Source organism: Mucilaginibacter pankratovii (assembly GCF_014773265.1).
Classification (GTDB): domain Bacteria; phylum Bacteroidota; class Bacteroidia; order Sphingobacteriales; family Sphingobacteriaceae; genus Mucilaginibacter; species Mucilaginibacter pankratovii.
In genome coordinates this window covers 162,401-186,084 of record NZ_JACWMY010000002.1, presented here as the reverse complement: position 1 = coordinate 186,084, position 23,684 = coordinate 162,401, and the positions used below count along the sequence as shown (strand labels likewise).

Below are 23,684 nucleotides of genomic sequence, written 5' to 3'. Positions count from 1 at the left end.
AATTTATAAGATGAATGCCCTTATGTCAACGGATTCGCTCAGCGATTTCTTTCTGCATTTTTTTACTAACGGAAGATACCGGATCGCCCGTCATGGCTTGTTGATCCTCCTGTTGATCGCGAGTACCTGGAAGAACACTATTCCCGGGCCGATCAACGCGGTTATCCATATTATTTTGGCCTTGCTGATCTTATCTTTATTCTATTTCAATATGTACTACCTGGTTCCGAAATACCTATTTAAGGACGGGTTCCTCAATTACTGTTTTCATATCGCCATGATCATCGGTACTATCGTGGTATTGTTGGGTTTATTGAAATATATATGGGCAGTAAAATTAAATGAGCCGCAACGAAGCGAAATGCAGCAGCTGAACCTTTTCAGCGTGGCTTTTGTCGTGATCATGCTCATTGCTTCCTCCGCGACCATCAAGTTGTTCCAAAGATTAATTGTCGATTCCCGCCGGATCAGCGAACTCGAATCGATCACGGCAAAGGCTGAACTGGAGCAACTGAAGAACCAGATCACGCCGCATTTCTTGTTCAATATGCTCAATAATGCCAACGTGCTGACCAAAAGGGACCCGGAAAAAGCCTCACAGGTGCTGATGAAACTGGGCGACCTCCTGCGTTATCAACTGTATGACAGTACCAGGGGTTCGGTGCTGCTGACCGCAGACATTCACTTTTTAGAGGATTTTCTCAATCTGGAGAAGATCAGGCGGGATAATTTCCAAAGTATTATATCCAAGAACGGCGACCTGAGCGGTATTCAGATAGCACCATTGTTATTTATTATTTTTGTTGAAAACGCAGTTAAACACAATATGGATGCCGAGAACCGGTCATATGTGCATTTGTTTTTTACAGTATATGAGCAGGAATTACATTTCAAATGTGTGAATTCAAAGCCGCTTAATAACCATTCAAAACCGAAACCGGGTGGCCTGGGCTTGGTCAACATTGAACGAAGACTCGAGTTATTATATCCTGATAAACATCAATTGAATGTCATCGAAGACGTTGACTCCTTCACGATTTACCTGACCATTAAATTAGGCTAAGATTAGCCTGCTTATATTCCGGATATGAAATCCAATCGCATTAATTATATCAGTCTTGTTTCGATCGTATTGGTCATGGTTGCGGCAGGATGCAGCTTAGTCAGGTCGATCGGCAAAAATCCGGATGGTGCAGAATTAACCCGGGTAGCGTCGCAGCCAAACTATAAGAACGGACAATTTCAAAATCGTGAAGATGAGCGGACCGATTCTGTAAAAGCAAGGGGCAGCAATAATTTTTTTTCAAAATTCAATCGCCCTTCCACAGTCAAGCCGTCATCTCCATTACCCTGGGTAAAAACCGATCTGAAAACCTTGTCCGGTGAGCGGCCTACGGTCGTGTGGTTCGGTCATTCGTCCCTGCTTGTCAAGACAAGGCAGGGGAACGTATTGATCGATCCGATTTTTAGTGGTCATGCTGGTCCCGTACCATTTCTCGTAGGGGCCTTTGAAGGCAGTGATCATTATAAAGCTAAAGATATGCCGCAGATTGATGTGCTCCTGATTTCTCATGACCATTATGATCACCTGGATTATCAAACGGTCAGAAAACTAAGAAAAGCCGTTAAGGCGGTTGTCGTCCCTATGGGGGTAAGCTCTCATTTTGTCTATTGGGGATTCGATCCTAAAAAGATTATTGAACTTAACTTGGGTCAGTCCATAGATTTACCTGGAGGCTTACATATTACCGCATCGCCTGCCCGTCACAGGAGCAACCGTACGTTTACCCAAAATAAAACGTTGTGGGCTTCTTACATTATCCAATCCGAAAATTATAAGCTTTTTTACAGCGGCGACACAGGATATGGTCCCCATTTTAAAGAGATCGGACAAAGTTACGGCCCCTTTGACCTGGCATTTTTGGAGTGCGGTCAGTATAGTAAAAACTGGCCTTATACCCATATGTCGCCGGCGCAAACTGCGCAGGCCGGAATCGATCTGCGGGCCCGAATGATCCAGCCGGTACATTGGGCCAAATTTGCGGAGAGTGATCACCCCTGGCATCAGCCTGTGGATCTGTTGCTACCGAGCGCGAAAAGACTGGCCATAGCAGTAAATACTCCGCTTATCGGAGAACCATACGTTATAGGTGATCCCGCTAAACGAGCGGTATGGTGGTCCTTTGATTGAAGCAACCAATTTCTTCATGTCCAAAGCTTAATAACCCGCATTCATTTTACCAAAGCCAGGAGACGGCGACGTAATTTATAGAATGGACACATTTTCGATATATGTCCAGATTTTTACTAAAAATGGACATATTAGCATTTTAAGGCCCTATCAATATGCACTATACTAGTGCACATATTGTGAACTTTTGCCTAAGCGTGGGTAAGATCGGATCACTTCAGCGGCTTTGTTCCTTTCTATTTAGTCAAATAGGTTCACTGTCAGAACTTGACAGACACTGTTGTTTTTATGGGATGATAAACGGGCTGTAAATTCAGCCCGTTTATTTATATTAATTTGCTTACTTTTTTAAGTTTTCCGGAAATTTGACTTTGCTCATAATGGCGTTTGCCTCCTCCAGTTTTTTAAGCACAAACGGGTCGTTAGCATGGCTCTTTAAATCTTTTACCACAGTGACATGACCGTCATATCGAATGTTGTTATTTTCTTTATTTGTCGCTGACATATCCTTATCGTTGATTATCAAATTTACTGTTTTACTTTCTTTTTACCAAAAATGCATCGTAATTCACATTCGTTTGAAATTGATAAATTTCATCACCGATCATGCCATAAACGTCAAAACTTTTACCGATTTCACTTATCAATCTATTAATTCCCATTTGATACAGCCTCGTTCGCGTAGGGGTACTACCTTTGGCAAATATGAAGTGATCGCCATAATGGTCACAAAATTTAATGATCGTATTCGCCACTGTTGCTAAAACAACATCGCGATCCTCATTATTGCTTGTTATAAGATCATTCATCAAACCAGTTTCGGGGTCTGCATCACCAAAAGCTAAATTGTACATTACGGGATAAACCTGCATCCTGGTGAATGTCACTAATTTTTTTATTCTTCCCTTTGGCCCGTCGCTAAAGAATTCATATTCTTTAAAATCAGTGGTCGTAGAATTATAATGTGGTAAATTCATCGTTATCAATGATTTTTTTGTAAGAAAATAATGATTCAATGATCAGCACGCTTACTTGTGCAACCCTTGTTCCTTTCAGAACGCCGGATAGCATGAATAGTCCGCTATTGGTAAATGCTAAGGGCGGCAGCCGCTTTGTGGCGGACAGGCCTGGCGAAATTTGCTCAGCGACCTCCTGCCACTCATCGGGCGTCAGCCAGAACATGAAATCAGGCGGGAAACGCTTCGATTGTCTGGTTACTGTTTTGTGGAGAACTGCAATGTTCACCTCATATAATGCGGCAGCATCGAAATCAAACACTACCGTTTGGTTACGTACTTTGAAAACTTTGCCGGTTAATAATTCTATCAATTTATCTGGAGTTGCCATGGTCTTCATTTTGATTATTTCTGTTCAATATTTACCTGATTGTTCTCGATGATCTTTTTGAGCTGCCCCATATCGTCGCTGATCTTTTTAAGCAGTACTCTGGCATAGATCTGGGTGGTAGCGATCTTGGTATGGCCCATCATCTTGCTTACTGTTTCAATGGGAACATTATTGGATAGGGTGACCGTGGTGGCGAACGTGTGACGCGCAACCCCGAAAGTGAGCACCTTTTTGATCCCGTTCATAAAGCCGATCTCTTTCAGGTAACTGTTCACTTTTTGATTGGACAGATTAGGGAACAGCGTGCCGGTGATCTCAGCCCGGTCGGAAATACGGTAACGCTCCAATATTTGCTGTGCGAAAGGAAGTATCGGAATGTTGGTCGGCTCGTTGCTTTTCTGGCGGAATAGCTTGATCCACTGCGCACCGTCTTCGCCGGCCGTGATATTGGACTCTTTCAGATTCATCAGGTCTACATAAGAGAGACCGGTATAGCAGCTGAATACAAAAAGATCCCGTACTATATTCAGCCGGTCGACTGCAAAATCTTTTCCCTGGATGGAATTAAGCTCTTTTTGATTGAGAAAGGCGGTCTCGACCTTTTTGTACCGGAACTTGTAATTCTTGAAAGGATCGCGGGATATCCAGGTCAGCTTCAGCGCCAGGGTCGTCATTTTACGGAGACGGATCAGGTGTTTCATCACGCCGTTGTTATTCATCGGCCTTTGATAGTCTTTAGGCTTATGGTTCCGCAAATAGGTCTCAAAATCAATGATGAACTTATAGTCGATATCATTGATCCGGATATCCGTCGTGTTCCGCTTTTCTTTCAGAAATTTCTCCAGGTAGCGGCGCGTAACGGCGTAATGTTTAAGCGTACTCCAGGTCAGGGCCGCAGAGGCCGTCTCATAATGGTAATCCATCAGTTTGCTGAGGGAATAGGTTTCCTCAATTTCTTCTCCCAGGAACATGGATTTAAGCAATTGCGGCGTTACTTCTTTGCCGGCGATCTGCAGTTGCTGGTAATAAGTAGTGATCGTGAATTTCACCTGCTCCAGGTATGCATTGGTCTCTTTGGCTTCGGGAACCTTGATCTTCAGGCCGCCGCGTCCTTTGTCCCAGTTGTCTACTTTGACGTAGTGTTTCAGCGCAAAATGGATACGCTCTTTGTTGATCGTTACGGACACGTAAACGTTGGTCACGCCATCCTTTGCCTTTTCTTTTTTGATGGTGAAATGCACACCAAATGACTGCGATGTCTTCATCTTTTAACAGTTTTTAAATGAATAAATGATTAATTACCGCCTGAAATCGTCATTTTTCAGGGCGCAAAAAGGGCGCAGGAAAGATTTGAATTGCAGTCTTTTTAAGTCTTTTTTGATCTATATTTCAAGACTTAATTAACTGTTTAACAGTCTGTTAACCCATAAATGCGCCTAAAATTAAAAACTAATTTCAGGGTGCCGGATTGGTGTTCCAAAGTGTGCATTCGTAAGGACTGAAAAGGATTGGAATAAAACAAAAAACCCTCTAAATCAGCAATTTAGAGGGTTTTAAGAAGCGGTTAAACTTCATTTTGTGCGCCCACCTGGGCTCGAACCAGGGACCAAAAGATTATGAGTGTTACACACCATAACTGAAGCTGTGTTTAAAGGCTGTTTTTCCTCGAAAAAGAATAAAGTGCGCCAACTATGCGCCAATGTTTACAGAACCTAAAATTGTATCATCAAACGATTTAGAAACCCGCAGCTATGTAACTTTTTATCTAAATAAAAAGAGAGTAAGAGAGTACAACGGTAATTGCCTAAACCTTACTTTAAATCCGAACAGGGCCGAAACGATAACAGAAAGAAACAAGCTTTTAGATAGGCTACGATACGAATTGCACAAGGCATTAGAAACTGAAGCATACCCAGCTTCTAAGTTAATTCCTTTGGAGAAGCCAATCGATGTTATTAACCCTACAGAAGCGCTATTACGAGAAGCACTCAATAAGAAACTTGAATCCGATTTGAGTAAAACGTACAAACGAAATCTTAGACTGATTTTTAACGACTTTATATCCTTTTTAACTGATAGTGAACTTCAAACTGATATAGCTAGCATTTCCACCGTAAGAATTGAAAAGTTTCTAACCAAATATAAATCTTCAGGAACGTACTATATGAACAAACGGAGAGATTTAGGGGTACTGTTTTCCGCTGCCGGTAGGATGATAGATCAAACATTGACATCGGTAAAGAAAACGGAGAGTAGGAGGGTAAAGGCTCGCTTACATAAAGCGTATGATAAGGAACAGCTAAAACCAATTTTAACCTACTTAAAGGAGAATAATTACAATATGTATCTCTGCTGCTTGATTACTTATAGTTGTTGGCTCCGCCCACATGAAGAAGTTAGATTGTTAAGCAGGCAACATTTTAGAAATAACAATTCTAAAATTCACCTCTCAGGCGATGAGAATAAAAGTCTTAAAGTTAGAGTCGTCTATATTCCCGATTACGTTCAGCTTGAATTAAACCCAATATTAGCACTACTTGACAAGAATCAAAATATCTTTAGTCATGCTGTTAAGCCTTTTAACGATGCTTATTTCAATACGCAGTGGAAAAGGGCCTGGAACAAGATGTTTGACAAGGGATTGGTTCACGTAAATCAAACAATTTACTCCTTTCGCCACACTGCCGCGATTGACGTATTCAAAAGAACTAAAGATGTTTACCTTTTACAACAGATGATTTGACTAAATACATATTAGACAGCCAATCAGGCGACTTTTATGTTGATGCAGCAATCACCATTCATGGACATTACCACCGTCGAAATGAAAGAGATATGACGGTGAGAGAGTTGTTTTTGCGCGCATTGAAGAGTCGTCGCAAAACAAGAACGGATTACGTACTTAAGCACTTGGGAATAGCGGCTAAACATTTAGAACAGTTTGAAATTGATGTACCGGATGCGTACAACCAATTATTAAAAACAGTTATGGGATTTGAGCCAGCTGCAATCGGTTCGCTTTGGAAATATCCTGTGTATTGGGATTTTGAGAGATTTGTGCACATATATCTTCGTCATTACAAAGAGTTTTTTATAAAAGCGTCCGGAAAGGGGCAAGGAACAAGTTTCCAATATAACTATGGAGACATAAGACGAATAATAAAAATTGTTTTGGACATGCATAAAGACGATATACAAGCTTCGCTAAGTGCTGGAAAACCGTACAATAAGTATGATAACCAAGGAGCATATTATAACGGTAACTACTATACCTTTCGAATTGCTGAAGATGGGAAACTGATGCAGTTTCATCCGCAGGAACAATAATTGATTTTATTGACAGCGCGCCATCTTAGTCATAGCGTAAAGGCAACGACCACCAGTCCCGCAAGGTGGGTCGACAATAATTAAATCAAACCATTGGATTTAGTAGGAATAGAATGTAGATTTGTTAAACAAGAAACCCCAAGGCTGGCACCTTAGGGTTCTTACGCTCATCCGGACGGAATTTTACCGTCGAATACCGAGTTAGTTCTCGATACTGTTTCATCTCTATCGGCGCGATTGAAGTACAAAGCAAGGAAGTAAAACTTCTTTGCTTTTGTTATGTAAAGATACACCAGACGACAATTTTACAAGAATTCATTTTACTAACATAGGCATAACGGCATCATGATTCGATCATGTCCGAATGCACAGTGTCACAATGATTTACATTTGTTGAAAACTCGTAAGTCTACCGCACTTTAGTGCCGCTATTATATGTTGGTCTGAACTTACTATTTTGTCTGCTATACTAGCAGCAATCTATTTTGTGGTGAACTGGTACAAGAATAAGCAAAAACGATATCGCCAGTTATTAAATGGACAATGGGCTAATTTTGATGCAATTGGCGCACCTTCACAGACCCATTATTTTAATCTTAGTTTACATGCTGATAAAGAAGACGGCACGGTGATCGGTACTTTGGAAATTACAGAATTTGGAAATGATAACAGCGCCCTATTTAGCTTAAATGGAGATATGCGTTATAAAAGTGTAAAGTTAACAACTACCGTTGTACGTCATGGGGAAGCACATCATTATGACATTGTTAAAGTGAAAGTATTAATAAAAGGAATTTGTCATTAAGGAGTACTTCTAAAACAAGCGACTTTTTTCCAAGTAAGGCGTCAATAATATCGAGGAACGACCCGCAACCGGTTTTGCACTATTAAGCCTATGGCCAGCACAATGTTAACAAAGCTAACTGCATGACGCTCCAAAACGCGATGTTGCCGTCGCCGATTCTCCTCAGGATTATCTTGATTTTAACGTACCCGCCCTTGTTCCTGACGATTGCAACAAATCCCCAAAACGCCATCTCCCTCATGTCCTGGGAGCCGTTTGCCTTCTTTCTCCCGACTTTGCACCACTGCCTCCGGTATTCCTGCTCCGTCCCGGATTTCGTGACAACGCCCGGAACGAGGCGAAGAAGGTCAAACTTCAGCAGCTGGCTTGGCTTTTCCCGCTCCCCGCTGTCGGAAAATTGGAGGTGATGAAACCCGTCCGAGTTGAAGACGACCGGCTTCGCGAAGTACGGGCAGGAAAGCTGCCCTATTCCCTTGTAGAACAGGTCTGCTTCCTCCTTTTCCTTCTTGTGTCGAGACAGTAATCCCACTGCTCACTATTCTATCACCATGGCCGCGTTTGTGTAACACGCTTGTGTAGAATAGCAAGTGAAAGCGTATAGCATCGTCTTGCAGCAACATGAGCGACGGATTAGGCGTAAGTGTTAAAAAGCTCCAGACATAAGACGATTGATTTGCCAAAACTTATTTGCAAATAAATTTGGCAATCCGTTTATAATGTATATTTTTAGAATAAATCCTAAATAGCCCAAATCACAATAACATGCAGTCATACCCACAAAACACTTAGCGCGGAGCAAATTCCCAGCACGGGCATCACAATGATTCCGCCAAATCACAACCCGACGAAGCGACTCGTTCGTTCTGTATTCTCACGTTGCGTGAAAACGGCGGATTTAATACGGTGTCCAATTTTCTGAATCAATCGTACTTCTGATTTCCAAAACACAATCTCATATTATGAAAAGACTAGTATTCACTTTTGCAATGATTGCCTTTGCGTCTGCAGCCGCGAATGCCCAAAACACGTATCCCTGGCCCTCTACGGCGGCCAACATAGGCATCGGTATCGGCAATACGACCACTCCTTCGCAACCCCTGACCGTTGCCGGATCCGGCGCGACATCCGTAGCCTTCCTTCGGTCAATTGCGGGAGGAAACGCCTCGCTGGGAATGGCCCTCGGGCAGAACTTCTTCGGGTCATTTAACTCGACCACTTTATCGGAACTTCAGACGGCGCGGATCCGCGCAATTGCCACCCAGAACTGGTCCACCGGCTCGCGGGGAACCGCGCTCGGCTTCAGCGTGGTAGCCAACGGCACAACCACTCTGAACGAGGCTCTTTATATCGATCAGAACGGCAGGGTCGGCATTGGAACGAACATGCCCGTTTCTGCCCTTACGCTCGGAGGCACTGGCAACGCCAACCCGAACACGGGCGCGGAAGTCGAGTATGTCGGAGAGAACCTCTCTTTTCAAAACCAGGCTACAGGAGGCGGAGCATACACGCTGGGCAGCATCAAAATAGTGCAGCCCACCGGCTACTATGGAGACCGTGGCGACATGATATTCTCCTTAGGCTCCGGCGGCGGCGGGATTGCCGAAAGGATGAGAATCAACGCATCCGGTAATGTTGGAATAGGCATTACAAATGCGCAAAACAAGCTCGATGTCAACGGTACCATTCATTCACAAAAGGTGGTTATAGACTTAATCGGATGGAACGACTATGTGTTCGACAAGGGCTACAAGTTGCCAAGCCTGTCAGAAGTCAAAGCCTTCATCGACAAAAACCATCACTTGCCGGAAATACCATCAGAAAAAGAAATGGTGAAGAACGGTTTGGATGTTAGTGAGATGAACAAACTTTTAATGAAGAAAGTAGAGGAATTGACGCTTTATTTGATTCAGAAAGATAAGCAGGATAAAATAAATGATCAGAAAAATCAATTCAAGATCAAGCAGCTGCAACACGCTGTAATGCGGCTAAGTAAACCGAAAAATAAACGCGGATTGGAAGCTAATTGAACCTGACAGACAAACTCAAAAATGTTATGAAATATTTATTATTTTTCATACTTGCAGCAATTTCCTTAAAATCATTTGGCCAGATGACGCAAAAGCCAAGCGACCTGCAAAATGTAATTCCTCCTTCGCCAAACGCGTCGGGTTTAGGAAAATACGCCGACTGGCCCGTCAGCTTGTACACAGGAGTCCCGGATATCAATATCCCGCTTTATGAATTAAAGGGCAGATCAATAAAGATTCCGGTATCATTGAGCTATCATGCTTCGGGTATAAAGGTTGGTGAAGTTGCCTCTTCGGTTGGGTTAGGATGGTCGCTTAACGGAGGCGGAGTTATTACAAGGTCGGTAAGGGGGTTGCCGGATGAGACAGGCGGCATAGGGTACCTGGATGTCCGAAATCAATATAGCAATCCGGGTGATATGTCGTCAGCAACGACAAATGCCGCCTCAGATTCTTTGATCACCGTACAGGCCGCCCAGGGCCAGACGGATACCGAGCCCGATTTGTATATGTTCAATGCGCTTGGAAGATCGTTCAAATTTTATTTTTCGGGGGACGGGACGATCCTGACACAGCCCTACAGTAAGATCATCATTAAAGTCAATAAACCCGACAGCACCTGGAGAGTGACCATGGACGATGGCACCAGATTGTTATTCGGCGGAGCTTCTGCTGTTGAACTGACAACGACAACCCGAGCCATGGCATCTGCTTCCGAACTGCCTAATTTTATCGGTGCCTGGTACCTGAAAAAAATAACAACGCCCACCGGCGAAGTTATCAAATTCAACTACGAAACTTCGGTGATCAAACAAGATGCTTTCTTCTACCAGGTTGATTACCTTTTTAAAAGTATGCCGATAAGCAGCACCTGCTCACAGGGGACGTCGACCAGCAAAAGCCCGTCGTCCAAGTGGGAAACACAGCAGGTAGTTCAGCTTAACCTATCAAGCGTAGAATCGGACCTGGACAAGGTCACTTTTGTTAATGATACTACCGGCAGGATTGATCTTAAGGGAGGAAAAGTGGTTAAAGAATTAAATGTATTTTCTAAATCCGCCAATAAATATATCCATAAATTTAAATTCTTTTACAATTACACTGTAGCAACCGCTGGAAACCACTACACTAATCCAAACTCTATACAATCAGGCTACCGGCTTAAACTGGCCTCCATTCAGGAGGTGCCCACTGACAATTCATCACCCAAAGTCTGGAACTTTTCTTACAATCCATTAACGCTGCCAAGCCGGCAGTCGTACGCACAGGATCACTGGGGCTACTATAACGGCGGAGTAAGCAATACTACCATGTTACCCAAGGTGCCGGGATTCGATAATCCAAGTTTGTATTCATGGGGAGAACGGGATGGCGATTCTACATTTATGGCTGCGGAGATGCTGACAAAGATCACCTATCCAACCGGCGGGTCTTCGAGATTTAATTTCGAACCGAACAGCATACCTACAACAAAGGATTACCAGGTAAGCCAAACCGTGAATTCTAATTTATACCTAACCGTGAACCAGAACCCGTTCACTAACGTAAAAAGTACTCCTTTTACATTAACTCAAGGCCAGTATGTTACGTTAAGCCTGACATCAAGTTTCAGCAACAGCATTTCTAACGATTATGGGCCTACTATCAATTTAGGATCACTGGCGATATTAAATTCATCTAATGCTATGGTGGGGATCATCCAAATAACAAACAATAAATTATCCGGTGGTAATTACAACACATCAGTCACCGCTCATCTGCAGCCGGGCAGCTACACCCTAAAAGCCACCAGCATTTCTCAATCTTCCGATTTCGTTACCTCGTCAGACTTCGTTTCTATCCAGGGTAAAGTAGATTATCAGGGCTCAACCGGCGTAAGGGCCTACAATCAGCCCGTTGGGGGGCTGCGGGTGAAAAGCATTGTCGATTCCTCCGGCACGTCGCCGCTCAAAGTGCGAACCTTTAAGTACGAGAATCCGAATGTGGTGCCCTTTGATCCGGTAAATGGCTACATCACCTCGGTAAAGGACATCAAGTTCGATTGTACAGGAGATTGTGAACCGGCATCCGGAAACTGGAATGGGGACGGGCACGGTAACAGCAGCGGCAACAGTATCAGCAACAGCGGTGGCTGTAATGAAGTTACCGTATTAGTACTTTACTTTAATCCTGATGGTACCGTGTTGAGTAAAACCTCTTATCGAACGTGTTCAACATATATCAGGGGGCCACTGCGCGACACTGTTTATTACGCAATGGAAAATAGCGGCTACAACGAACCGGGTGAAAAAGACGTGATCGGCTTGTTAAAAGATGGCGATGATGAAACTTCGCATTTAACGGATCTGGCCCCAAGTATCAGCATTACAGGATTACCGGGATCAATCATTTCGTCGGTAATTTACGATGCACGGAGTATGTCCACGAAATATTCTTTGGGAAGTATACAGGGCGGCACTGTCGGGTACGGAAAAGTGACTAGTTACGACGGGCAGAACGGAGAAAACGGGTACACCGTTTCGATATTTTCGCAGGCGCAGGATTTGGGCGTTGGTGTAGCCCTGGTGTTCCCCTACCCACCGGTCGTTCCGCTCGACTGGCAAAAAGGGTTGTTATTAAACGAAACCACCTACACCGGCACCAATATTCCGTCAAGCAGAAACGTAAGCAGCTACCAGTTTGTAAACAATAAAAGCATAAAGGTTTTTAAGGCGGCAATGGCTTACAACGTTTTAACCGGTTGTTATGCCTTTGGAAGGCTAACTGATTTTGTGACTAAAACCTTTTACACGCTTTTAACCCAGCAAACCCAAAAAGTAAATAGTTCAGCTATCAGCTATTTCAACAACGGTGCCGATTCCGTAATAACTACTACCAATTATTTTTACGATAACGCATCAAACCTACAGCCAACGCGCATAGAGGCGCTGAACAGCAAGGGCGAAAACATGAAGACCATCAGCCGTACGGCGTTGGAAAAAACGGACATTAACGCCTCGATACCCTTAACTACGGCGGCTTCGGCAGCCATTGATACCATGCTTGCACGTAATATCCTCACTAACCCGTTAGAAACGGAAAGTTACAAGAACGGCGTTTTGGTGAACAAGACAATTACCAATTACCAGCTATTTAGTAATAATGTGCTGCCGCAAGAAGTCCAGACGCAGGATGGGGCCAACAGCCTGCAAAGCAGGGCAACCATAACCGGTTATGATAGTTACGGCAACTTACTGGAGCAAAAAAAGACCGGGGGGCCAGTTAACGCCTATATATGGGGTTATATTGCTAACTACCCCATAGCCGCGGTGGTGAACGCCGCGGCTGCGGATATTGCCTATACCAGTTTTGAAAACGGCGCATCCGGCAACTGGGTGATAAATTCGCCCGTTCGCGACAGCGTTACCACGGCCCTTTCGGGTGCTAAATGTTATAACCTAACTAACGGCAGTTTAAGCAAAAGCGGATTAAACTCTTCAGGCACCTACATTATTTCCTACTGGAAACAGAACGGCGGCCCGCTCAGCATAACAGGCACGGTAAGCGGCTACCCCGTTACCGGCGATACCCGGCGCGGCTGGACGTATTACGAGCATAAAATAACCGGACAAACCGCAGTTACCTTATCGGGCACAGGCAATATCGACGAAGTGCGCCTGTACCCTGCGGGTGCACAGATGAGTACTTATACCTACGACCCGCTCGTGGGGATAACGAGCGTTACCGATGTAAACAGCAAGACCACTTATTACGAGTATGACAATTTTCAGCGACTGCTAAATATCAGAGATCAGGATGGGAACATCGTAACGAGGAATATTTATCATTACCAGGGCCAGTAAAGGATAACCTAAACTAAAAAAGACATGGTGAACCATAACCTATTAAAAACAACCACCTGTAAGGGGGCCATGGCCCTTATTCTGGCATTAATGCTCAGCTTAGGCCTCAAAGCGCAATACATTGCCAGTCCGGCACAAATAAGTACGCCGCCGGTTGCACCAGGTGAATTTTATAACGAAAGCAGCATTACACTACTACCGGGGTACGAGGCAACGGGAAGCGCCACCAATACGTATTTGTATTACATATCGAATATTTCATGCACACCCCTGGCGGCTGCACCAAGCGCCGCTCAGAACTACATCATTACCTTTGTGCCGAGAAAGCCGGGTGTCGACCCTGCTTTGGGCAGCTATACCAACTGCGACCTGATCCAAACCATCCAGTACTTCGACGGGCTGGGCCGCCCTATCCAAACGGTGCAGGTAAAGGGATCGCCGTTAGCAAGGGACATTGTGCAGCCTATAGCTTACGATGCCTTCGGGCGCGAAGCGCAAAAATTTCTGCCTTATACTGCAATGGCAGCTAACAGCGACGGCAGCTATAAGGCAACCGCAATTGCCGACCAGGCTTCGTTCTATAACAACCCCGGCAGCATCTGGAATGCGCCGGGTGTAGGGTCGATACCTGTAACAGGCTCGATAACCCCGTCATATGCCCGCACCAATTTCGAGCCTTCGCCATTGAATCGTATAACCGAGCAGGGAGCAATAGGCAACGACTGGCAACCGGTGCCCGGCAGCGCGGCGGGTCATACTGTAAAAATTGAGTATCTCACTAATAACATGTTAACAGATACTTCGGCTACGCGCCGGGTAATGCTTTATTCGGCAGCGGTGAACAGCGACCAAACGCGTACGCTTACTTATGGCAATGCGTCCGGCAATTATTATGCGGCAGGGCAATTGTATGTAACGGTAAGCAAAGACGAGAACTGGAAAAGCGGCAGCGGCCGGGCAGGGACCGCCGAGGAATATAAAGATAAAGAAGGCCGTGTATTGCTAAAGCGCAACTTTAACTGGGTGCCCGGCTCACCCGGCACTCTCCAGATGCTAAGCACCTATTACGTGTACGACGACCTGGGCAATCTGGCCTTTGTGCTGTCGCCGGGGGCAAATGGAGATGCCGGGATAACCAGCGCGTCAAACCAGGTCGCACTGAATAATTTTTGCTACCAGTACCGTTATGACGAGCGGAACCGGTTAATCCAAAAGAAGCTGCCAGGCAAAGATTGGGAGTATTTAATATATAACAAGCTGGATCAGACTGTTTTATCGCAGGACGCGAACCAGAGGTTAAGTTACCAGTGGACGGTAAGCAAATATGATGCGCTGGGCCGGGTAATTATCACCGGGCTGTGGAACGCCGGTGCCACCATCGCTTCAAATACATTGCGTGATAGTATTTATAATAAACCGCAATGGGACACCCGTAATTATAGCGACACTACCAGTGGTTACAGCATCGGCAGTTACCCGGCGCTGAGCAAAACACTGATAAGGAACTATTACGACGAATACAGCCAGATCCCTAAACTGGCGGGTACGCCTTATATTATAGCGCCTATAGGGGCAAGTACCCAAACCAAGGGCCGGCTCACCGCAAGTAAAACAGCAGTGCTTAATACCATTGGCAACACTACGCCGGATATGCTGTGGGATGTTGCTTACTATGATGGCAAGGGCCGCAACGTAAAAACATACAAACAACATTACCTTGGCGGCACCGGGTCGCTAAACGTTTACAATTATGATGAGATCGCTACTACTTATAACTTTAATGATCAGGACACCTCTTCTATCCGGCAACACTATAAAAAAAACGGCTTAGGAACGGACAAAGTGTCTGCCCTAACCATTGTCAATAAATATATGTACGATCATGCAGGCCGCAAACGGCAAACCTATGAGCGGATCAACGGGGGTAGTAATGTGCTTTTGGCGCAGGTTGATTATAACGAAATAGGCCAGGTTTGGAAGAAGCATTTGCATAGTACAACCGGCGCAGCGCCATTCTTACAGGATATTACCTATGCTTATAACGAGCGGGGCTGGTTGAGTAAAATAAACGACCCGTCGGTTGCTGCAACTGCAACCCAGCTGTTTGCCGAACAACTAACGTATAACCAGCCGCAATACGGCGGATCTGCCCAATATAATGGCAACATATCCGGGCAGGGTTACCGGGTGTATAATTCGCCAAGTGCAGGCTTGCAAACTGCCGTGTACAACTATGATAAACTGGACCGGTTAATAGCGGGCACAGGCAGCAGCGGCTATACTGAAAAGGATATTACGTATGACCTTAATGGCAACATCACCGCTTTAAACAGGCTTACCGCGCCCAATAACGCTTCGCTTTTGTATACCTATACAGGTAACCAGTTGCAAGCGGTGAGCAATTCGGTGGCAGCTTTTCGCAGCTACCCACTGTACGATGCCAATGGAAATGCAAGAAGCGATGGATTAAATAATACCATTAATTACAACCTGTTTAACCTGCCGGAAAGCGTCCCATCCAAAAACCTCAATTACGCCTACGACGCAACGGGTCAAAAGCTAAAGAAAGTAAGCGGTACGGTAACAACAGAATATATTTCAGGGATTCAGTATACAGGCACTACAATAGATTTTGTTCAAACGGAAGAGGGCCGGGTGCTGAACCCAACAACTTCGCCTAACTACGAATACACACTTACCGACCACCTGGGCAATAACCGGGTAACGTTCGACCAGGTGAGCGGCAAGGTTGGCGAAGAGGATTATTACCCGTTTGGATTAAACGTAAACCGCTTGGCAAATGCCAGAAGTAAGTATCTTTACAATAATAAGGAGTTACAGGAAGAACTGAACCAGTACGATTATGGCGCGCGGTTTTATGATCCTGTAATTGCGAGGTGGACAAGTTTTGACCCATTAGCTGAAAAAGGTAGAAGATGGTCGCCCTACGTTTATGGGTTTAACAATCCTATCAGATTTGTTGATCCAGACGGCATGTGGCCAGATTGGGGGCACTTCAGGGCAGTGACGGGGTCATATTTTAGCGCATTTGGGCAAAATTTTAGTAGTGCCATACACGCTATTAAGTATGCAGCAGATAACCCGTTTACAACAGTCAAATCTGTCTTTAACGGCTTGAAAAGGGATAAGCCCGGTCATGGTAAGACAATAATACAGGCGAATATTGAAAGACAGATCGCTGCAGGCTATAAGAGATTTCAAACAGGAAATGATATACAAAAAGCTGCAGTTTTAGGTGCTGCTTCAAGTGAATTTTTGCAGTTATTCGGAGGCGAGGCCGCTGATGTAATAAAGGGCGCAAAAGCCGGTAAAGTGGCAGAAGTTGTAAGGTTTGCTGATGAGGCTCTCGTTGTGAGAGGAGGAATTGCTACCCCAGAAAGGATTGCAGCGTCGATAGGCGAACACCCTTCAGGTGTTATAGGCTTTTCTGTTGAGTGCGGCACATGCACTCTGGAAGAACTAGGAAATGGCGTTCCGCACCCGCAAATAGGAGTGACAACTGTAGGCGACGTTCGGCAAGCAGGCGGAGATGTAATAAAAACACCATCAGCACGAAGCCCCAATCATGCAACAGTTACCAACTTATCTCCAAATGCGGCGACCGAACTTTTAACACCACCGATAAAGAATCCAAACCCTAGAAAAAAACCATGAAAATTTTAGAAACCATATATGTAGATTTCAATAACACTGACGCAGAAGGAAGGGTGCGGTTAATTACCAATGGTGCTTTGCGTGATATAAAAGAAAAAGGTATTATACTTAAGGACGGATTAGAAGTACTTTTAGATGATAGAGAAGACTTTAAAGTAAAAGGCGTAGTGCAACATTCTGTCAGTGAGAATATTTGGGTTGCCAAATTTTCTTGGAAAGAATTAACTTCAGGGAAAAGCGACTAAGTTATTAAGATTCGACTTTATTGTAAGTATAAACTTTCAATCTGTATTAAGCGGGATGATCCAACCTGACGCGAGAATGCAACATAGATAAGTGGGCTGTTTAAATGTGCCTAACCAGCCAACAAAGTTTTTTCGCGAATACTTTTATCCCTTAAAACCCATGCTTCAAATGATATTATAAGGCTGTTTACGAACAACAATAGAGGGTGGATTCGGGTTGTACCCAAAAAAACGAAGAAATATTAATGTAGTTAAGTGTATGATTTATTGGTTGCGGGGTAGGATTTGAACCTGTGGCCTTCAGGTTATCCGTACAATGGCGGCGTTCCTGCCACCGATAAAGTGCAGCGTATTCTCACAGGCTGCAATAAAGTCTTCCTTTCGCTGGCTCATAGTCGCTTCTACATACGTAAGTTGACTGGCTTCGAGGATAGCCACAAAGACCGCAACTGCAATATATTCGCCTGTACCTTAACGGGTTATAGAGTGTTGTGTTACAAGTTGATTCTTGCAGATAGATAAGTATATCCTGCTTAATTGATTAAAAGGTACCTGGACATGTCACTCACTGAATGACGATACTGGTAAAGTGCTTCTGTACCTTTTAATAAATTAGGGAAGAGTGTAATTACTAATTCCTAAACTGCATTTGTAATTCAGAATTTTAACACCCTCTATAAAGTATAAAATTTCACTTTTTCTGAATTGACAGAAAGGGCATTTAAAGAGTCATTGAGCAGTTTACCTTATAATAAAATAGGGAAGTGTAGCAATTAACAAATCCAATCGAATCGATCTAATTCAGGATTTTAACTACCCTTATAAAAGTAAAAAAGTAAGAATTTTTGAATTAGATATAGATAGTGAGGAATGAATTATTAAGCAAAGTTACGATTATAGCTGCTGTAGCGAGGCAAGGAACTACGGCATAAACGCTCATAGCAGCCACACAACCCATTTATTCCGTTCCTCCTTGCTCTTGATTGCTATAATCGTCATGGGCATCATAATTCATTTAATCACTAAAATCAAAAACCAGTATGGAAAACTCCGAAATCATGCGCCAAACGTGCGCCAAAATCAGTCTAATGTGCTACTTTGGTGTGCAAAGTTCGTATATTAGACTAAACTAAAAAGCAGTAAAAGTATTAATTAATAGATTGTAAAACCTGCATTTTAAGCTTGTAGAGGCAGATTTAGCTACAAAACAACAACACCCCTTAGAATTAACTAAGAGGTGTTTTGTGCGCCCACCTGGGCTCGAACCAGGGACCAAAAGATTATGAGTCTTCTACTCTAACCGACTGAGCTATAGGCGCGGTTATTTTCGAGGCTGCAAATATGTAAAAATGCGGCCGGAATTACAAAAATCATTTCATTTTTTCCGGCTGGGCTGTAACCGCCTGTTTCATAGGTGGGTTTTTTAATATCGAAATGAGGAAGAGGTATACAAAGCCTGCAAAGCTACACCTGTACTAAGCAAACTATCCCTTCGGAGTTCCTAACAGGACTAATGAAAATTTCTTCCCTTATGAAATGCTCCTTCCGTAGGCACTGCCGGCATGGTAGAGCGCATATCGTAAGGATGTGGCTTGCTGGTTTCGTCGGCTCGGGCCAGCGTTTGGGGCAATTCGGTGCTGGTTTCTGTTAAGCTCCGCAGTAATGCTGTTAAATTAAAGCAGCGCTGTACCACCAGGTGCGTTACGCCGTTGGCAATTTGTAGTTTCCCGGCCACCATCAGCAAACGCGATTGTACGATCTCCTTGCGGTATTTATCAAAGAGATTTTGCCATACCACCAGGTTGGCCGAGCCTGTTTCATCTTCCAGTGTCATAAACAGCACGCCTTTAGCTGTTCCGGGCCGCTGCCGAACGGTAATTAAACCGGCAATGCACACATGGTCGCCATCTTTTTTTTGTGGGATGTCGCTTACTTTTATATTACGCATTTGCGTTAATTTGGAGCGCAGCAAACCCACAGGATGATCTTTCAGCGATAGTCCGGTAGAAATATAATCCTGCACTACATGCTCGCCGCGGGTCATTGGCGGCAGATCCGGTAGTGCTTCTAAAACGGTTTCAGAGAGTTGGCCATCAAATATGCCTATTGGCCTGTCGGCCAAAGCGGAGACCTCCCATAAAGCCATACGGCGGTCGGCACCCAGCGAACGGAAGGCATCTGCATCTGCCAGTTTTTCGAGAGCGGCCTCGGGTATGCCCACCGCCCGCAACTGGTCTATGTGGGTATAGCCATCGTTGCGCATGGCCACCAGCATGGTCATATCATCCTCCTTTAAACCTTTTACCTGTCTAAAGCCCAATCTTACCAAATGCTTCCCATTGTCTTTTGCTTCCAGCGTGTTGTCCCATTCAGAATAGTTTACGTCTACGGGCAAAACCTGTACTCCATGATCGCGTGCATCCCTCACAATTTGTGCGGGCTGGTAAAAGCCCATTGGCTGGCTATTAAGTAAAGCAGCGCAGAACACATCAGGGTAGTGGTATTTAAGCCAGGAGGAGATATAAACCAACAAAGCAAATGAGGCTGCATGGCTTTCGGGAAATCCATAGCCTTCAAAGCCCTGCAATTGTTTAAACACCCGCCGCGAAAAATCTTCATCGTAACCATTCGCCAGCATCCCATTTACCATTTTTTCTTCGTAATGCTTCAACATACCATTAGCCTTAAAGGAAGCCATACTTCGCCGCAATTGGTCTGCTTCTGCGGGGGTAAAGCCGGCTGCTACAATGGCTATCTCCATGGCTTGCTCTTGGAAGAGCGGTACTCCTAACGTGCGTTTTAATATTTCTTTAAGTTCCGGTTTTGGGTATTCCGGCTCTTCCTCCTTATTCCGCCGCCGTAAATAGGGGTGTACCATATCGCCCTGAATAGGACCGGGCCTTACAATGGCTACTTCAATCACCAGGTCATAAAACACACGTGGCTTTAACCGGGGGAGCATACTCATCTGCGCGCGACTCTCTATCTGGAAAACGCCAATGGTATCTGCCCGGCAGATCATGTCATAAACCTTCGGGTCGTTCTGCTCTACATTGGCTAAGGTCAGTTGCTTGCCGTAGTGCCGTAGTACGAGGTCAAACGCCTTGCGGATCATGGTGAGCATACCCAAACCCAATACATCTATTTTAAGGATGCCGAGGTCTTCCAGGTCGTCTTTATTCCATTCTACCTGGGTGCGGTTTTCCATCCGCGCATTCAGTATGGGGCAAAAATTGGATAGCTGGCCTTCGGTAATTACAAAACCGCCCGTATGCTGGCCCAACTGCCGCGGGAAACCCATCAGGTCGCAAGTGAGCTGCAATACTTTTAATATCAGCGGATCATTAGGATTCAATCCCTGGTCGCGCAGCCGTTTTTCATCAAAACCTTCCTCGTAAAAATCCCAAATGGTGGCGCCGATGCGTTTGATAGTGTCTTCGGACACGCCCATCGCTTTGCCTATATCGCGGATAGCGCCTTTATGCCGCTCCTGCGTAACGGTAGCAACAATAGCGGCCCTATCGCGTCCGTAATCATCATAAATAAACTGGATAATTTCTTCGCGCCGCTCATGTTCATAATCCACATCAATATCCGGCCACTCATCCCGCGCATCCGACATAAAGCGGGAAAACAATAAGCGTGATTCTTCGGGATTAACAGCTGTAATGCCCAAACAAAAACAGACCGTAGAGTTTGCTGCCGAGCCGCGGCCCTGGTGCAAAATACCCAGCTCTTCGGCTTTTTGGGTTTTGCGGTGTACCCGCAAAAAATACCAGGCGAGTTTTCGCCGTTCAATAAAAGCCAGTTCAAATTCAATTTGGATACGGTGTCTTTCGGGTACCGGTTCGCCAAAAACTTTCTTAGCGCCCGCCCAGGTTAAGTTTTCTAAACGCTGCTGCCGGGTGAGCCCATCAACCAATTCTTCTTCAGGTGCCAGGTATTTAAGTTCGTCTAACGAAAATTTACAGGCTGCGGCAATTGCATTGGCGTTGGCTATGGCTTGCGGATATTTTTTGAATAACCTGTCGATTTCGTCGCGTTCTTTCAAAAAACGCTCGGCATTGGAATGTAACTTAAACCCCGCCGTATGGATGGTGCATTTTTCGCGTATACAGGTAAGCACATCCTGCAGTTCGCGCCGTTCGCGGCTATGGTAATACACATCGCCGGTGGCCACTAAAGGTATACCAGTTTCCGCAAGGCGGAACAGGCGTTTTTCATCCTGCCCCTGGTAATTAAAAGATGCCGCCAAGTAAAGCGAAGAGCCAAACTGTTGCCGATATTCTAACAAGTCCTTTTTAAAAGCTTCATCAAATTCAAAGCGTGCGTTTAATTTATCCGGCGGAATTGCCACAAACAATAAGCCTTCTTTATGATCATATACGTCGGCTTTATTTAATTTACATTTGCCCTTTTCCGTACGCAGGTTACCTTTGGTAAGCAATGCAGATAGGCGGCCATATGCTGTAATATCAGTAGGGTAGGCGAGCAGGCTGGTGCCATCCACCAGGTCGAGCCGGCAGGCGGGGATAAAACCGATCTTGGCTTCCTTAGCGGCCATATGCCCGCGTACGATGCCGGCCAAAGAGTTCCTATCAGTTATAGCGATGGCCGAATAACCTAATCGTTTAGCTTCTTCTACCAGTTCGTGCGGATGCGAGCCCCCGCGCAGGAAGCTAAAGTTGGATGTTACCTGTAATTCTGCGTATTCTATCATCCTCTATCTAAGCAAAAAAGCCATGTAAATACCATTGTGCGTCGCCACCATCGTAATATCCCGAACGGAACACCCAGTAACGCTGTCCATCAGTATCTTCTACAACGTAATAATCGCGGTGTTCGCCACTGTCATGCCACCATTCGCGCCCGATTCGTTCCGGGCCATCGGCTTTGGTAATGTTATGGCGTTTGCCTTTATAAACAAATAGTTTTGGCGGGTTATCGGGCACTAAGGCCATCACTTCAATGCGTTCGGGCGGATTTAACAAACGCATGGGCCGCATTTGCATGGGCCAGGTGGTTTCGGGTTCTTCGGTAATGGAGGTTGCTGCTTTTACAGAGCGTTCGGGCCAGTAATGTTCGGCAGGTAAAAAACGCTGAATGGTTTGCGATCCTACCTTCCCGGCTACCCGGTCAAGCATTTCGGCCAATGAAGTATCAGCCAAGCCTTTATCCAAAGCCCATAACTGTTCTTGCGGGGTTTCCATTTCTTCCACTTTTGGCACTTCCAGCACAAATAACTCTATCCCCAAAGCGGGTTCTATTTTAGAGATCTGCAGCTCGAAGAGCTTTAAAAGGTGCGAAACGCTGTGCGAGCCCCTGTTGGTGGTAATGCCCGTTTGAACCGTGCGACCGTCTATCCGGTAACATTTAAGCACCGCTTTGCGCACCCCTTTTCCTTCGGCCTGCAGGCGTGTGCATACTGCGGATAACAGTTTCTCTATGGCGATAGCAATACCCGGCGCGTTGCGGATGGGTTCAAGGCAAGGTAATCGTTCTACGTAGGGTACCGGCGGCACCAATGGTTCCGGGTATTCTGTTACCCGGCCCAAAGCCTGGTCTAACCGCAATAGTAATTCTTTGCCAAAGCGCCGCCGCAAGGCTTGGGCCGGGATGGAAAGCAAAAGCCCGATGGTACGAAACCCTAATTTTTGCAATCGCTCTAAAATTTCATCGCTTAATCTTAAAGCGGCAGGTGGTAAACCAGCAATGGCCTTAGCCTGGGCACCGGACTCTACAATGGGCCTGGAAACGGCAAAATGAGCTACAGCCCAGGCTGCGCCGGGGGTATCTGCAATGGCTGCACGGGCATCAAAGCCTGCTTTGCGCAATTTTAAAACGATCTCTGTTAGATAACCACGCTCGCCAGCCCAAAGGTGGGTGCATCCGGAGATATCAAGGATCAAACCGTTGGGCAGGTCGACAGATACAATAGGCGTGTAACGGATACAACCAAGGCCTAATAAGCGCAGTAGCTTTGCTGCTTTGCCGGGTGTATCATCAACAACCACCAGGTCGGCTACCGCTGCACGCGCATCAGCTACGGCCATACCCGTAAATGCGCCCTGTTGTTCTGCCGCTGGACTGGCTGCGGTAATCACAACCCGGTTTTTTACAGGTGCCGCCAGCACAAAAGGAGCTTCCTTAAGCTCAAGCCGACGAAGCGCCAGGGCATCTGTCAGCAAATGGCGGAACACGATAACCATATAACGTTTGGGCATG

General features: G+C 45.3%; 17 protein-coding genes and 1 tRNA gene. 9 read left to right on the top strand and 9 right to left on the bottom strand.

Going from position 1 to position 23,684, the window contains the following annotated elements:
• The first annotated feature begins 10 nt into the window (after positions 1 to 10).
• Both IDJ77_RS03765 and IDJ77_RS03760 read left to right on the top strand, forming a co-directional pair.
• Complete coding sequence (locus IDJ77_RS03765) at positions 11 to 1,063, top strand: sensor histidine kinase (RefSeq protein ID WP_191187594.1); 1,053 nt, start codon at positions 11 to 13, stop codon at positions 1,061 to 1,063.
• A 24-nt stretch (positions 1,064 to 1,087) separates the two neighbouring features.
• On the top strand, positions 1,088 to 2,191 hold the full coding sequence (locus IDJ77_RS03760) for an MBL fold metallo-hydrolase (protein ID WP_191187593.1): 1,104 nt from the start codon (positions 1,088 to 1,090) through the stop codon (positions 2,189 to 2,191).
• A gap of 340 nt (positions 2,192 to 2,531) precedes the next feature.
• On the opposite strand, the gene IDJ77_RS03755 is transcribed toward IDJ77_RS03760, so the two are convergent.
• The 4 genes from IDJ77_RS03755 to IDJ77_RS03740 are packed head-to-tail and all read right to left on the bottom strand — an operon-like array spanning position 2,532 to position 4,803.
• Entirely contained in the window at positions 2,532 to 2,696 is a 165-nt protein-coding gene (locus tag IDJ77_RS03755; RefSeq protein ID WP_191187592.1) for a hypothetical protein, read from the bottom strand.
• Between the two features lie 31 nt (positions 2,697 to 2,727).
• Positions 2,728 to 3,168 (bottom strand): DUF6934 family protein, encoded by a 441-nt coding sequence (locus tag IDJ77_RS03750; protein ID WP_191187591.1) that lies wholly within the window; start codon positions 3,166 to 3,168, stop codon positions 2,728 to 2,730.
• On the bottom strand, positions 3,149 to 3,538 hold the full coding sequence (locus tag IDJ77_RS03745) for an ORF6N domain-containing protein (protein WP_191187590.1): 390 nt from the start codon (positions 3,536 to 3,538) through the stop codon (positions 3,149 to 3,151). Before IDJ77_RS03745 ends, IDJ77_RS03750 begins: the two co-directional genes overlap by 20 nt.
• Before the next feature lie 14 nt (positions 3,539 to 3,552).
• Positions 3,553 to 4,803, bottom strand: coding sequence for a site-specific integrase (locus tag IDJ77_RS03740; RefSeq protein ID WP_191187589.1), 1,251 nt, complete (start codon positions 4,801 to 4,803; stop codon positions 3,553 to 3,555).
• 434 nt (positions 4,804 to 5,237) lie between these two features.
• Between IDJ77_RS03740 and IDJ77_RS03735 the strand changes: the two genes are divergently transcribed.
• The 3 genes from IDJ77_RS03735 to IDJ77_RS03725 all read left to right on the top strand — a co-directional run bounded on the left by IDJ77_RS03735 (position 5,238) and on the right by IDJ77_RS03725 (position 7,670).
• Entirely contained in the window at positions 5,238 to 6,281 is a 1,044-nt protein-coding gene (locus tag IDJ77_RS03735; protein ID WP_191187588.1) for a site-specific integrase, read from the top strand.
• Positions 6,278 to 6,865, top strand: a complete 588-nt coding sequence (locus IDJ77_RS03730; RefSeq protein ID WP_191187587.1) for a hypothetical protein — start codon at positions 6,278 to 6,280, stop codon at positions 6,863 to 6,865. The genes IDJ77_RS03735 and IDJ77_RS03730 overlap by 4 nt, the downstream gene beginning before the upstream one ends.
• A gap of 457 nt (positions 6,866 to 7,322) precedes the next feature.
• Complete coding sequence (locus tag IDJ77_RS03725; RefSeq protein WP_191187586.1) at positions 7,323 to 7,670, top strand: hypothetical protein; 348 nt, start codon at positions 7,323 to 7,325, stop codon at positions 7,668 to 7,670.
• Between the two features lie 88 nt (positions 7,671 to 7,758).
• On the opposite strand, the gene IDJ77_RS03720 is transcribed toward IDJ77_RS03725, so the two are convergent.
• On the bottom strand, positions 7,759 to 8,199 hold the full coding sequence (locus tag IDJ77_RS03720; RefSeq protein WP_191187585.1) for a hypothetical protein: 441 nt from the start codon (positions 8,197 to 8,199) through the stop codon (positions 7,759 to 7,761).
• Between the two features lie 430 nt (positions 8,200 to 8,629).
• Here IDJ77_RS03720 and IDJ77_RS03715 point away from each other — a divergent pair, with 430 nt between their 5' ends.
• Genes IDJ77_RS03715 through IDJ77_RS03700 form a run of 4 tightly spaced genes read left to right on the top strand, consistent with a single transcriptional unit; the run spans position 8,630 to position 17,459 of the window.
• Positions 8,630 to 9,697, top strand: a complete 1,068-nt coding sequence (locus IDJ77_RS03715) for a hypothetical protein (protein ID WP_191187584.1) — start codon at positions 8,630 to 8,632, stop codon at positions 9,695 to 9,697.
• Positions 9,698 to 9,723: 26 nt separating this feature from the next.
• Positions 9,724 to 13,539, top strand: coding sequence for a SpvB/TcaC N-terminal domain-containing protein (locus IDJ77_RS03710; RefSeq protein ID WP_191187583.1), 3,816 nt, complete (start codon positions 9,724 to 9,726; stop codon positions 13,537 to 13,539).
• Between the two features lie 24 nt (positions 13,540 to 13,563).
• A complete protein-coding gene (locus IDJ77_RS03705) occupies positions 13,564 to 17,214 on the top strand; it encodes a DUF6443 domain-containing protein (RefSeq protein WP_191187582.1) in 3,651 nt (1,216 codons plus the stop codon).
• Positions 17,211 to 17,459, top strand: coding sequence for a hypothetical protein (locus IDJ77_RS03700; RefSeq protein ID WP_191187581.1), 249 nt, complete (start codon positions 17,211 to 17,213; stop codon positions 17,457 to 17,459). The genes IDJ77_RS03705 and IDJ77_RS03700 overlap by 4 nt, the downstream gene beginning before the upstream one ends.
• Positions 17,460 to 17,759: 300 nt before the next feature.
• Here IDJ77_RS03700 and IDJ77_RS03695 read toward each other — a convergent pair whose 3' ends face one another.
• From IDJ77_RS03695 to IDJ77_RS03680, 4 genes are all read right to left on the bottom strand, one after another.
• Positions 17,760 to 17,897, bottom strand: coding sequence for a hypothetical protein (locus tag IDJ77_RS03695; protein ID WP_191187580.1), 138 nt, complete (start codon positions 17,895 to 17,897; stop codon positions 17,760 to 17,762).
• An 807-nt stretch (positions 17,898 to 18,704) separates the two neighbouring features.
• Positions 18,705 to 18,778 (bottom strand) — tRNA-Ile (locus IDJ77_RS03690).
• 191 nt (positions 18,779 to 18,969) lie between these two features.
• On the bottom strand, positions 18,970 to 22,179 hold the full coding sequence (locus tag IDJ77_RS03685) for an error-prone DNA polymerase (protein ID WP_224750953.1): 3,210 nt from the start codon (positions 22,177 to 22,179) through the stop codon (positions 18,970 to 18,972).
• A 7-nt stretch (positions 22,180 to 22,186) separates the two neighbouring features.
• Positions 22,187 to 23,683: a Y-family DNA polymerase gene (locus tag IDJ77_RS03680; protein WP_191187579.1), complete on the bottom strand. Its 1,497-nt coding sequence runs from the start codon at positions 23,681 to 23,683 to the stop codon at positions 22,187 to 22,189.
• Position 23,684 lies beyond the last annotated feature (1 nt).

Excerpts from the sequence above, each read along its gene's own strand:
- IDJ77_RS03765 (WP_191187594.1), top strand. The coding sequence starts at position 11 with ATGAATGCCCTTATGTCAACGGATTCGCTCAGCGATTTCTTTCTGCAT.
- IDJ77_RS03760 (WP_191187593.1), top strand. The coding sequence starts at position 1,088 with ATGAAATCCAATCGCATTAATTATATCAGTCTTGTTTCGATCGTATTG.
- IDJ77_RS03755 (WP_191187592.1), bottom strand. The coding sequence starts at position 2,696 with ATGTCAGCGACAAATAAAGAAAATAACAACATTCGATATGACGGTCAT.
- IDJ77_RS03750 (WP_191187591.1), bottom strand. The coding sequence starts at position 3,168 with ATGAATTTACCACATTATAATTCTACGACCACTGATTTTAAAGAATAT.
- IDJ77_RS03745 (WP_191187590.1), bottom strand. The coding sequence starts at position 3,538 with ATGGCAACTCCAGATAAATTGATAGAATTATTAACCGGCAAAGTTTTC.
- IDJ77_RS03740 (WP_191187589.1), bottom strand. The coding sequence starts at position 4,803 with ATGAAGACATCGCAGTCATTTGGTGTGCATTTCACCATCAAAAAAGAA.
- IDJ77_RS03735 (WP_191187588.1), top strand. The coding sequence starts at position 5,238 with ATGTTTACAGAACCTAAAATTGTATCATCAAACGATTTAGAAACCCGC.
- IDJ77_RS03715 (WP_191187584.1), top strand. The coding sequence starts at position 8,630 with ATGAAAAGACTAGTATTCACTTTTGCAATGATTGCCTTTGCGTCTGCA.
- IDJ77_RS03710 (WP_191187583.1), top strand. The coding sequence starts at position 9,724 with ATGAAATATTTATTATTTTTCATACTTGCAGCAATTTCCTTAAAATCA.
- IDJ77_RS03705 (WP_191187582.1), top strand. The coding sequence starts at position 13,564 with ATGGTGAACCATAACCTATTAAAAACAACCACCTGTAAGGGGGCCATG.
- IDJ77_RS03700 (WP_191187581.1), top strand. The coding sequence starts at position 17,211 with ATGAAAATTTTAGAAACCATATATGTAGATTTCAATAACACTGACGCA.
- IDJ77_RS03685 (WP_224750953.1), bottom strand. The coding sequence starts at position 22,179 with ATGATAGAATACGCAGAATTACAGGTAACATCCAACTTTAGCTTCCTG.
- IDJ77_RS03680 (WP_191187579.1), bottom strand. The coding sequence starts at position 23,683 with ATGCCCAAACGTTATATGGTTATCGTGTTCCGCCATTTGCTGACAGAT.